Source organism: Streptomyces sp. NPDC043738 (assembly GCF_056436545.1).
Genome location: NZ_JBWKCJ010000010.1, coordinates 63206 through 74123 on the forward strand (window position 1 = coordinate 63206; position 10918 = coordinate 74123).

The window sequence follows — 10918 nt, forward strand, 5'->3', positions numbered from 1 at the left end:
GGCTGGTCGTCACTGTGGGCTCCCCGAGGGTGACGGCGACGGCAGGACGTACGGCTTGATGGGCGGAGCCTCGATCGTGCCATCGTTCTCGATCTTGGGCAGCGAGCCCTGCGGCTTCGGCAGCAGGGCGGCCTTGGCGTTGATGCCGCCCTTCTCGTCGACTCCGTACAGGGCGTTGTAGATGTTGCGCACGGCCGGGCCGGAGGCGCCGGAACCCGTACCACCCTGGGAGATCGTCATGACGATCGCGTAGTCCTTGGTGTACGTCGCGAACCACGAGGTCGTCTGCTTGCCGTAGACCTCGGCCGTACCGGTCTTGGCGTGCATCGGGATCTTCTCCTGCGGCCAGCCGCCGAACCGCCAGGCGGCGGTACCGCGGGTGGCCACGCCGGCGAGGGCGCCGTCCATCTGCGCCAGCGTCTTCCGGGTCACCGGCAGCGTGCCGTGCGACCGCGGCCGGATCTGCTGGATGTGCTTGCCGTCGGGGCTGACGATGGCCTTGCCGACGGTCGGGTCGTGGAGCGTGCCGCCGTTGCTGATCGCCGCGTAGATGGTCGCCATCTGGATCGGGGTGACCAGGGTGTCGCCCTGTCCGATGGCGTAGTTGATCGAGTCGTAGGCGTGCAGCTTCATGCCTTCGAGGCAGCCCTCACGGGCCAGCTTCGTGCCGAAGTCCTTCTTCTTCGGCCAGGCCTTGGCCTGCTCGCACCAGCCGGCCTTGTTGGCCATCCAGAAGTCGCGCTTCCACTTGCGGTCCGGGACCCGGCCGGTGACCTCGTTGGGGAGGTCGATGCCGGTCTCCTTGCCGAGGCCGAACTGGTGGGCGGTCTTGTAGAACCAGTTCTTGGCGTCCTTCTTCGGCTTGTCCCCGCCGTCCTTCTTCCACTCGTCGTGCGAGAGCTTGTAGAAGACGGTGTCGCAGGAGACCTCCAGGGCCCGGCCGAGGCTGATGTCACCGTGGCTCTGCGACTCGAAGTTCTTGAAGACCTGGCCGCCGATGCTGTACGAGCTGGTGCAGGGGTAGTGGCCGTTGAAGTCGTAGCCCGCGTTGACCGAGGCCGCGGTCGAGATGACCTTGAAGATCGAGCCGGGGGCGGCCTGCCCCTGGATGGCGCGGTTGAGCAGCGGGTAGTTGGACTTCTTGCCGGTCAGCCGCGCGTAGTCCTTGCCGGAGATGCCGCCGACCCAGGCGTTGGGGTCGTAGCTGGGGTTGGAGGCCATCGCCACCACCCGTCCGGTCTTCGCCTCCATCACGACCACGGCGCCGGAGTCGGCCTTGTAGTTGGTGCCGGTGTTGCGGTCCACCTGCTGGCGGGCGTCCTTCATGGCCTGGTCCAGCTGCTTCTCCGCTATGGCCTGCACACGGGCGTCGATGCTGGTGACGACGCTCGAACCGGCCTGCCCCTTGTCGCTCTTGGCCTGGCCGATGACCCGGCCGAGGTTGTCGACCTCGTAGCGGGTGACGGCGGCCTTGCCGCGCAGGTAGTCGTCGTACTGCCGCTCCAGGCCGGAGCGGCCGATCTGGTCCGAGCGCAGCAGCGGCGAGTTGCTGTTCTTGGCCTTGTTGATCTCCTCGTCGGTCACCGGGGAGAGGTAGCCGAGGACCTGGGCGGTGTTGGCGTCACCGGGGGCGGCGTAGCGGCGGACCGCGGTGGGCTCGGCGGTGATCCCGGGGAAGTCCTCGGAGCGCTCGCGGATCTGCAGGGCCTGCTGGGTGGTGGCCTCGTCGGTGATCGGGATCGGCTGGTACGGCGAGCCGTTCCAGCAGGGCTGCGGCGTCTTCGAGTCGCACAGCCGGACCTTGTTGCGGATCTCCGGCTCGGTCATGCCGAGCACCTTGGCGAGCCGGCCGAGCACGGCCTTGCCGTCGTCCTTCATCTTCAGCAGCTCGGTACGGCTGGCGGAGACGACCAGACGGGTCTGGTTGTCGGCCAGCGGAACCCCGCGGGCGTCGAGGATGGAGCCGCGGGTGGCGGGGTCGACGACCTGCTGGACGTGGTTGCTGCGGGCCTCGTTGGCGTACTCCTGGCCGTTGCGGATCTGCAGGTACCACAGCCGGCCACCGAGGGTGAGCAGCAGGGAGAAGACCAGGATCTGGAGCGCGATGAGCCGGACCGTGATGCGGGAGGTCCGGCTTTCCGGGAGATTACTCATGGCGCGAGGCGCCTCCATGAGAGGTGGTGGTCGGAAGACGGGAGGGCGTCACAGCCGCTTGACCCCCTTGATGCGGCCCACCTTGTCGCGGGCCGACTTGCCGAGCAGTCCGCCGCGCTGGCTGCCGATGCGTGCCCCTGTGCGCACGGACTTGATGGACTTCATGGCGCCGCGGCTGGCCTTGAGACCGGTGCCGGTGCTGAGCCAGCCGTACCCGGAGTCGCGGCTGCCCGCCGTGCCGTTCGGGCTGCCGGAGCCGTCGCCGACCAGCGGTTCGGGCTCCGTTCTGCGGGCCAGCGCCATCACCAGCGGGACGATGAAGGGGGCCAGCAGCAGGTCGTAGAGCGTGGCGCTGAGCAGCAGTCCGACGATGCCGACGTGCCGGGCGGCGGTGTCGCCGACGAGCGAGCCGACGGCGGCGTACATCAGCGTCGAGCCGATGGCGGCGCCGATCACGACCACCAGCGGCAGCGTCGCCGAGCGGTGCTGGCCGTTGTCCGGCCTGGTCAGGCCCGCGACATAGCCGATGATGCAGAGCACCAGCGCATAGCGGCCGATGGCGTGGTCGGAGGGCGGGGCGAGGTCGGCCAGCAGTCCGGCGCAGAAGCCGACGAGCGAGCCGCCGACATGGCCGTAGACCAGCGCGAGGCCGAGGACGACGAGCAGCAGCAGGTCCGGTACGGCCCCCGGCAGTTGGAGGCGCGCGAGGATGGTGACCTGGATGACGAGGGCGACGACCACCAGCGGGGCCGAGAGCAGGATCCGGTTGAGACGCATCGGTTCAGCTCCTGGGAGAAGCGCTCGCGGAGGGAGTGGCCGTGACGGTGACGGTCGGGGTCGGCTTGGGCTTCGCGGGCCGAGGCGGCAGAACGGTGTCGCGCGGGTCCTCGCGGGGCGCCTGGACGACGACGCCGACGATGTCGAGCTGGGAGAAGGAGACGAACGGCCGGACCTGGAGGCTGCGGGTCAGATCGCCGTTGGACGGCTCGACCTTGACGACCCGGCCCACGGGCACGCCCGGCACGAACGGCTTGTCCCTGCTGGAGCCGAAGGTGACCAGCCGGTCGCCCCTGCGGACCGTGGCCTTGCCGTTGAGGAGCTGGACGCGCAGCGAGCGGACGCCCTGCCCGTTGGCGAAGCCGATCTCGTTGGTCTTCTCCATGCGGGTGCCGACGGTGAAGTCGGGGTCGGCGGCCAGCAGCACGGTGGAGGTCTCGGCGCCGACCGTGGTGACCCGGCCGACCAGGCCGTCGCCGTTGAGCACGGTCATGTCGCGGGCGATGCCGTCGCGGCTGCCGGCGTCGATGGTGACGGTCCAGGAGAAGCCCTGGGCCGAGCCGATGGCGATGACCTGGGCGCCCTTGATGGCGTACTGGCCGGTGCCCGCGGTCTTGAGGATCTTGTCGAGCTCGGCGGCGCGGCTGCGGTTGCGGTCGGAGGAGCCGAGCTTGGCCTTCAGCGCCTCGTTCTCGTGCTCCAGCTTGGTGATCCGGTTGTGCCGGCTGCCGGAGTCCCGTACGGCGCCGACGGCGTTGCCGACCGGGTCGACGACGCGGGCCACACCGCTCTCGACCGGGCCGAAGGCGGAGGCCGCGGCTTGCCGGGCGCCATCGAGCGGGGACTGTTCGCCGCCGCGGATATCGACCGTGATCAGCGCGAACGCGATCGCGACCAACAGCACCAGCAGCAGCCGGCTCTCTCGTGTGTCCCTCACGTGCGGCGGCCGTGTCCTTCCTCGTAGGACCGGCCGGCTGCGGGCCCCGCCGGTCTCGTTCGGGAGTTGAGCGTTGTGCCTTGCTGTGACGGTGGCGACGGGTGAGGCGTCAGCGCACCGTGTCTGTCGAGATGTTGTGCCTGTATATCAACGATTCGCAGCACCGATTCGTATCGACGATTCGCACCGGCGGCGGGTGTCCGTGCTCCGCCGGGCGAACCGGCTGCTCTCGCCTTGTGCCCGACCGCCGCGGACGCCGCATGGCGCCCGCCGCGCGGCCGGGACGCGCGCTGTGCTACCTGCGGGGCTGGGAGTCGAGGACCTGCTGGAGGGCCTCGAACTCCTCGACGCACTTGCCGGAACCGAGCGCGACGGAGTCGAGCGGGTCCTCGGCGATGTGGATGGGCATGCCGGTCTCGCGGCGCAGCCGCTCATCGAGGCCGCGGAGCAGGGCGCCGCCTCCGGTGAGCACGATGCCGCGGTCCATCACGTCGCCGGACAGCTCCGGCGGGCACTTGTCGAGGGTCGTCTTGACCGCGTCGACGATGGAGTTGACCGGCTCCTCGATGGCCTTGCGCACCTCGGCGGCCGAGATGACGACGGTCTTGGGCAGCCCGGAGACCAGGTCGCGGCCCCGGATCTCGGTGTGCTCGTCCTGTTCCAGGTCGTACGCCGAGCCGATGGTGATCTTGATGCTCTCGGCGGTGCGCTCGCCCAGCAGAAGGCTGTACTCCTTCTTGATGTGCTGGATGATCGCGTTGTCGAGCTCGTCGCCGGCCACCCGGATGGACTGGGCGGTGACGATGCCGCCGAGCGAGATCACCGCGACCTCGGTCGTGCCGCCGCCGATGTCCACCACCATGTTGCCGGTGGCCTCGTGGACCGGCAGGCCGGAACCGATGGCGGCGGCCATCGGCTCCTCGATGATGTGCACCTGGCGGGCGCCGGCCTGGGTCGAGGCCTCGATGACCGCGCGGCGCTCAACTCCCGTGATACCGGAGGGAACGCACACCACGACCCGCGGCCGCGCCAGATAGCGACGCTTGTGGATCTTGAGGATGAAGTAGCGGAGCATCCGCTCGGTGATCTCGAAGTCGGCGATCACGCCGTCCTTCAGGGGCCGTACGGCGACGATGTTGCCGGGCGTGCGCCCGATCATCTTCTTCGCCTCGGCACCTACCGCGAGGATGCCGCCGGTGTTGGTGTTGATGGCCACGACCGACGGCTCGTTGAGGACGATTCCACGGCCCCTGACGTACACCAGCGTGTTGGCGGTCCCGAGGTCGACAGCCATGTCACGGCCGATGAACGACATGTTGTTCCCCATGAGGATACGTCTGGCCTTCCCAACTGGAGCGAATGCTTACTGGAGGTCGGCAGGAGGTGATGCGCTGTGAGGCGCGGAAGCCTCCATCGTAGTTCGTAGTGCGCCCACTCGAACACGTCGGGAGGCTGTTCCGCCATTGTCAGCCGTACACGCACCCGCCCCCCTTAATGGTGACGTCGTGTCGGGGTGATGCGTTCCCCCGATCGAGTTTCATACACCAAAGGGCGACCGATGATTTTGTCGGTCGCCCCTGGTCACGGGGGGTTTACAGCTGATGAGGCGTCAGGAAATCCCGGGGAAGAAAATCTTGATCTCGCGCTCGGCGGACTCTTCGGAATCCGACGCATGGATCAGATTCTCTCGGGTGATCGTTCCGAAGTCCCCACGAATGGACCCACTCGGCGCGGCAATCGGGTCAGTCGGACCGGCCAGCGCCCGCACGCCTTCGATCACCCGCTCGCCCTCGACGACCAGGGAGACCACCGGTCCCGAGGACATGAAGGCGACGAGGGGCTCGTAGAACGGCTTGCCGACGTGCTCGGCGTAGTGCTGCTCCAGCAGCTCGCGGTCCAGGCTGCGCAGCTCCAGCGCGCTGATCGTCCAGCCGGCCTTCTTCTCGATGCGGCCGATGATCTCGCCGATCAGACCGCGCTTGACGGCGTCGGGCTTGAGGAGGACGAGGGTGCGCTGGCTCACGAAAGGACTCCCTGGATGTGAACGACGGTCAGCGGGTGCACTGAGGCTACATGGGTGACATGGCGCTTCGCGGTCCAGCCCCCGGCCCCTGACGAGGCCCTGCGCCCGCCCGGCCGGCCGGGTCAGGCCGCCCCGCCCACCGGCTCCCCCGCCGCGTCGCCCGAGGCCTCGGCCTGGGCGGCCCAGCGGGCCTTCGCCTCGTCGATCTTGCGGCCGAAGTGGACCGACGCCCACCACAGGGCCGCGAAGACCGCGCCCAGGAAGAACATCGTCGGGACGACGAAGCCGCTGGCGATCAGGGCGAACTGCAGCACCCAGCCGAGCTGGACGCCGCCGGGGCGGGTCAGCATCCCGCACAGCAGGATGCTCAACACCATCGCGACCCCGCTGACCGTCCAGATCGTGGCCGTCGGCAGATCGGTCAGCTGCATCGCGACCAGGCCGGCGAAGCCGATCACGAAGAACTCGCCTATCAGGGTGCTGGCACACAGCGTGCGCATGGTCAGCTCCTTCCCATCAGCAGCCGGGCCTCGCCGACCGTGATCACCGAACCGGTCACCAGCACACCCGCTCCGGAGAACTCGCCCTCTTCCTCCGCGAGCGTGATCGCCGCTTCCAGGGCGTCGTCGAGCCGCGGCTCGACCTGGACCCGCTCGGCGCCGAAGACCTCGACCGCGATCGCCGCCAGCTCGTCCGGATCCATCGCACGATGGCTGGAATTACGCGTCACCACGATCTCGGCGCAGATCGGCTCGAACGCCTCCAGCAGGCCCCGGACGTCCTTGTCGTCGCTGGCGCCGACGACGCCCACCAGCCGGCTGAACCCGAACGCCTCGGTGACCGCCTCGGCCGCGGCCCGCGCGCCCGCCGGATTGTGCGCCGCGTCCAGCACCACCGTCGGGCTGCGGCGGACGACCTCCATCCGGCCGGGCGAGGAGACCGCGGCGAACGCGGAGCGGATGGTGTCGATGTCGAGCGTGCGGGCGTGGTCCGAGCCGACGCCGAAGAACGCCTCGACCGCGGCGAGCGCCACCGCGGCGTTGTGCGCCTGATGGGCGCCGTACAGCGGAAGGAAGATCTCGGGATACTCGCCGCCCAGACCGCGCAGCGTCAGCATCTGGCCGCCGACCGCCACCTCACGCGAGATGACCCCGAACTCCATGCCCTCACGGGCGACCGTGGCATCCACCTCGACCGCGCGCTTGAGCATCACCGACGCCGCGTCCACCGGCTGCTGGGCCAGCACGACGGTCGCGTCCTTCTTGATGATCCCGGACTTCTCGCCGGCGATCGCCTCGTGCGTCTCGCCCAGCCGGTCGGTGTGGTCCAGCGCGATCGGGGTGATCACGGCGACGTCGCCGTCGATGACGTTCGTCGCGTCCCAGGTGCCGCCCATGCCGACCTCGACGACCGCCACGTCCACCGGGGTGTCCGCGAAGGCGGCGAACGCCATCGCCGTCAGCACCTCGAAGAACGACAGGCGGTACTCCTGCTGGGCGTCGACCATCTCCACATACGGGGCGATGTCCCGGTAGGTCTCGATGAAGCGCTCGGCGGAGATCGGGGCGGCGTCCAGGCTGATCCGCTCGGTGATCGACTGGACGTGCGGGCTCGTATAGCGGCCGGTGCGCAGGTCGAAGGCGGACAGCAGGGCCTCGATCATGCGGGCGGTGCTGGTCTTGCCGTTCGTGCCCGTGATGTGGATGGAGGGGTAGGCCCGCTGCGGGGAGCCGAGGATGTCCAGCAGCGCCTCGATGCGCTGCACCGAGGGGTCGAGCTTGGTCTCGCCCCAGCGGCCGGCCAGCTCCTCCTCCACGGCGCGCAGCGCGCGGTCGACCTCGGGGTCGGCCGGCCGGGCGGGAATCGGGTCCCCCTGCGGCGGTCCTGCCTGGGCGCGCAGGGTCCGGCTGCCGGCCTCGATCACCGCGAGGTCGGGGTCACGGTCCGTCTCCGCTTCGACCAGTTCGTCGAAGGGGTCGGTCGGGTCGGGGTCGTCGTTCTGGGGGCGCTCGCTCACGACGACAAGTCTACGAGGCACCGCTGACAGCGGTGCGCTGCGCTGCCCGGCGACCGCCCCCGCGCCGCATCCGGGCCCCGCCCGGCGCCGCCGTGCGCCCCGTTACTTCAGCGCCGCCGCCATCATCGCCCGCGCGATCGGGGCCGCCAGCCCGTTGCCGGATACCTCGTTACGGGCCGCGTGGCCGTCCTCGACCATCACCGCGACCGCGACCTGGTGCCCGCGCGCGTCCTCGGCGTAGGAGACGAACCAGGCGTAGGGCGTACCGCTGTTGTCGACGCCGTGCTGGGCGGTACCGGTCTTGCCGCCGACGGTCAGTCCGCCGATCTTCGCGTTCGACCCGGTGCCCTCGTCCACCACCGTCTGCATCGCCGACCGCAGCTGGGCGGCCGTCCGCGCCGACATGGCCGTGCCGTACGTCTTGGGGCCGTTGCGCTCGATGGTGTTGCCGCCGCCGTCGGTCAGCTCGTCGACCAGCTGCGGGGTCTTCAGCTCACCACCGTTGGCGATGGCCGCGGCGACCATCGCCATCTGCAGCGGGGTCGCCTGGTCGTCGAACTGACCGATGCCGGACAGCGCGGTCTGCGCCTCGTCCATGTCCGAGGGGTAGCTGCTCCTGCCGGCCCGCACCGGGGTGTCCACCTTGCCGTCGTTGAAGCCGAACTTCTCGGCCTGCGCCTTCACCTTGTCCTTGCCCAGGTCGACGGCCATCTTCGCGAAGACGGTGTTGCAGGAGTACTGCAGCGCGGTGCGGATGGTGGCGTTCTCGCAGGGCGCCGAGGCGCTCTCGTTCTTCAGCGTGGTGCGGGTGTGCGGGAGCGTGTACGGGTCGGGGCTGTCGGTGGGCACGTCCACCGAGGAGTACAGGCCGTTCTCCAGCGCGGCCGCGGCGACCACCAGCTTGAAGGTGGAACCGGGCGGCAGCGGCTGCCGCAGCGCCCGGTTGACCTCGGGGTCGTCGCTGTCGTCGGACATCCGCTGCCAGGCCTTCTGGTCGGCGGCGGAGGACCCGGCGAACTTCCCCGGGTCGTAGGACGGGGTGCTGACCATGCCCAGGATCCGCCCCGTGGCGGGGTCCAGGGCGACGGCGGCGCCCTTCTTGTCGCCCAGCGCCCGGTAGCCGGCCTTCTGCACCTCGGCGTCGATGGTGGTGGCCACGTCGCCGCCCTTGGCCCGCGTGCGCGTCAGCGCGTCGGCGGGGCTCTGCAGCCGGCTGTCGGAGCCGTCGAGGAGGTCGCCGTAGAGGCTCTCCAGCTGGTTGCTGCCGAAGATCTGCGAGGTGAAGCCGGTGACCGGTGCGTACAGCGGGCCGTCCTTGTAGGTCCGCTTGTACTTCAGCGTGGAGGAGGTGGCGGCGGAGCCGGTGACGGGCTCCCCGCCGACGAGGATGTTGCCCAGCGGCGCCGCGTACTTGCCGATCGCCATCCGCGGATTGTGCGGGTCCTCCTTGTAGTCGCCGGCCTTCGCGCCCTGGATCCAGGTCGCCCAGCCCATCAGCGCGAGGATCAGGGCCAGGCAGAAGACCGAGACCCGTCGCAGTGGCTTGTTCATGGGGCGCGGCTCCTCGTGCTGGACGTGCGGTGCTGCCCGGCCTCGGGCGCTCGGTCCACCGTGCCCGGGCTTCATGAGAGGGCCATGAGAGCGCCATGAGAGCCGCCGGCGCCCGTTCCGGATCAGCCGCCGGGACAACTTTCCGCCGCGTTTCCCCCTCTTCGACGGCGGGCTGCGGCCCCCGGTGACCACCGGACGGCGGTCTCCACGGCGGCAGGCAGCAGGCAGCGGGCGGGAAAGCGGGAGCTGGGGGAAGAGTGCCGGCAATCAGTCAGCGGATGCATCTGGTGCTGCTCGGCGCCTGGACGGTGCTGTGGTTCGCCGTCGTCGAGCCGCACGGCGGATTCTCGTGGCACTACCTGCGCAGCGGCGGTGAACTGATCTACCAGGGCACCTCGGGCGACGGCACCGGCGGGCTCAACCTCTACGCGCACCACCCCGAGCTCCAGATGGGCCCGCTCAGCTTTCTGACCGCCGGCCTGTTCAACCCCTTCCCCGAGGCCACCGGCCAGTTCCTCGCCGCGGCCCTGATGTCGCTGCTCGGCCTGGTGATCGTGGTGCTGGCGGGCCGCAGCGCCGCCCACCACTTCCTGGGCACCGGCACCAACCACCAGCGGCTGCGGCAGCGCGTACTGATAGCCGGGCTGGCCTTCATCCCCATGTGGATCGAGGTCGCGGTCCGCTTCGGACACCTCGACGACGTCCTCGCGCTGTTCTTCACCGCCCTCGCGGTACGCGCCGTCACCCGCGGCGACGCCGCCCTCACCGGCGTCTTCCTGGCCCTGGCGATGGACTCCAAGCCCACCGCGCTGGCCTTCCTCCCGCTCCTGCTCGCCCTCCCCAGGCACCAGTGGCCGCGGGCCGGCCTGTGGTGCGCCGGGCTGGTCGCCCTGGCCTGGCTGCCGTTCTTCGTCGGCGATCCGCAGTCGTTCGCCGCGGCGAAGTTCGCCATCCCCAACCATCCGGCGTCCGCCCTGCGCTGGCTGGGCGTCGGCGACCCGGAGACCCCCGGCTGGGACCGCCCCGCCCAGGCCGCCCTGGGCCTGACGCTGGGCGCCATAGCGGTCTGGCGCGGCCGCTGGGCCGCGGTGGTCCTGCTGGGCGCCAACGCCCGCATCGTCCTCGACCCCAGCGTCTACACGTACTACACCGCGTCCGTGCTGCTCGGCACCCTGCTCTGGGACGTCATCGGGCAGCGCCGCCTGGTCCCCTGGTGGAGCTGGCTGGGCCTGCTCACCCTCTACGGCAGCGTCTTCGCCGTGCCCGACGACTCCGCCCGCGGGCTGATCCGGCTGGCGTTCGTGGCCGTCTCGACGGCGTATGTGCTGCTGTGGCCGGTACGCGAACGCGGGCGCCGGAGGCGGGGACGGGGGGGGGGGGGGGGGGGGGGGGGGGGGGGGGGGGGGGGAGAGGGGGGGGGGGGGGGGGGCGTACTTGTCGGGTCGCAATCACAGTAAGG

General features: G+C 70.2%; 9 protein-coding genes. 1 reads left to right on the forward strand and 8 read right to left on the reverse strand.

All coding sequences use genetic code 11. The annotated features are described in order from the left end of the window. Nucleotides 1-9: 9 nt before the first annotated feature. The 8 genes from mrdA to AC0680_RS15860 all read right to left on the reverse strand — a co-directional run bounded on the left by mrdA (nucleotide 10) and on the right by AC0680_RS15860 (nucleotide 9459). A complete protein-coding gene (mrdA, locus tag AC0680_RS15825) occupies nucleotides 10-2154 on the reverse strand; it encodes a penicillin-binding protein 2 (protein ID WP_478628679.1) in 2145 nt (714 codons plus the stop codon). Nucleotides 2155-2202: 48 nt separating this feature from the next. Beyond that, complete coding sequence (mreD, locus tag AC0680_RS15830; protein WP_478628681.1) at nucleotides 2203-2931, reverse strand: rod shape-determining protein MreD; 729 nt, start codon at nucleotides 2929-2931, stop codon at nucleotides 2203-2205. A gap of 4 nt (nucleotides 2932-2935) precedes the next feature. After that, a complete protein-coding gene (gene mreC, locus AC0680_RS15835; protein ID WP_478628684.1) occupies nucleotides 2936-3868 on the reverse strand; it encodes a rod shape-determining protein MreC in 933 nt (310 codons plus the stop codon). Nucleotides 3869-4163: 295 nt separating this feature from the next. After that, nucleotides 4164-5183 (reverse strand): rod shape-determining protein, encoded by a 1020-nt coding sequence (locus AC0680_RS15840; RefSeq protein ID WP_003985182.1) that lies wholly within the window; start codon nucleotides 5181-5183, stop codon nucleotides 4164-4166. 294 nt (nucleotides 5184-5477) lie between these two features. Then, nucleotides 5478-5891, reverse strand: a complete 414-nt coding sequence (gene ndk, locus AC0680_RS15845) for a nucleoside-diphosphate kinase (protein ID WP_384440547.1) — start codon at nucleotides 5889-5891, stop codon at nucleotides 5478-5480. A gap of 122 nt (nucleotides 5892-6013) precedes the next feature. Beyond that, nucleotides 6014-6391: a DUF4233 domain-containing protein gene (locus AC0680_RS15850; RefSeq protein WP_478628687.1), complete on the reverse strand. Its 378-nt coding sequence runs from the start codon at nucleotides 6389-6391 to the stop codon at nucleotides 6014-6016. Nucleotides 6392-6393: 2 nt separating this feature from the next. Beyond that, nucleotides 6394-7908, reverse strand: a complete 1515-nt coding sequence (gene folC, locus AC0680_RS15855) for a bifunctional tetrahydrofolate synthase/dihydrofolate synthase (protein ID WP_478628690.1) — start codon at nucleotides 7906-7908, stop codon at nucleotides 6394-6396. Between the two features lie 102 nt (nucleotides 7909-8010). Next, the gene (locus AC0680_RS15860) at nucleotides 8011-9459 is read right to left on the reverse strand and encodes a peptidoglycan D,D-transpeptidase FtsI family protein (RefSeq protein ID WP_478628693.1); all 1449 of its coding nucleotides are present in this window, start codon (nucleotides 9457-9459) and stop codon (nucleotides 8011-8013) included. Between the two features lie 278 nt (nucleotides 9460-9737). On the opposite strand from AC0680_RS15860, the gene AC0680_RS15865 reads away from it, so the two are divergent. Then, nucleotides 9738-10916 (forward strand): hypothetical protein, encoded by a 1179-nt coding sequence (locus AC0680_RS15865; RefSeq protein WP_478628927.1) that lies wholly within the window; start codon nucleotides 9738-9740, stop codon nucleotides 10914-10916. The last annotated feature ends 2 nt before the right edge of the window (nucleotides 10917-10918 follow it).

Bases quoted from the DNA above. Each gene is read 5' to 3' on its own strand.
- mrdA (WP_478628679.1), bottom strand. From the start codon at position 2,154: ATGAGTAATCTCCCGGAAAGCCGGACCTCCCGCATCACGGTCCGGCTC.
- mreD (WP_478628681.1), bottom strand. From the start codon at position 2,931: ATGCGTCTCAACCGGATCCTGCTCTCGGCCCCGCTGGTGGTCGTCGCC.
- AC0680_RS15840 (WP_003985182.1), bottom strand. From the start codon at position 5,183: ATGTCGTTCATCGGCCGTGACATGGCTGTCGACCTCGGGACCGCCAAC.
- AC0680_RS15850 (WP_478628687.1), bottom strand. From the start codon at position 6,391: ATGCGCACGCTGTGTGCCAGCACCCTGATAGGCGAGTTCTTCGTGATC.
- AC0680_RS15860 (WP_478628693.1), bottom strand. From the start codon at position 9,459: ATGAACAAGCCACTGCGACGGGTCTCGGTCTTCTGCCTGGCCCTGATC.
- AC0680_RS15865 (WP_478628927.1), top strand. From the start codon at position 9,738: ATGCATCTGGTGCTGCTCGGCGCCTGGACGGTGCTGTGGTTCGCCGTC.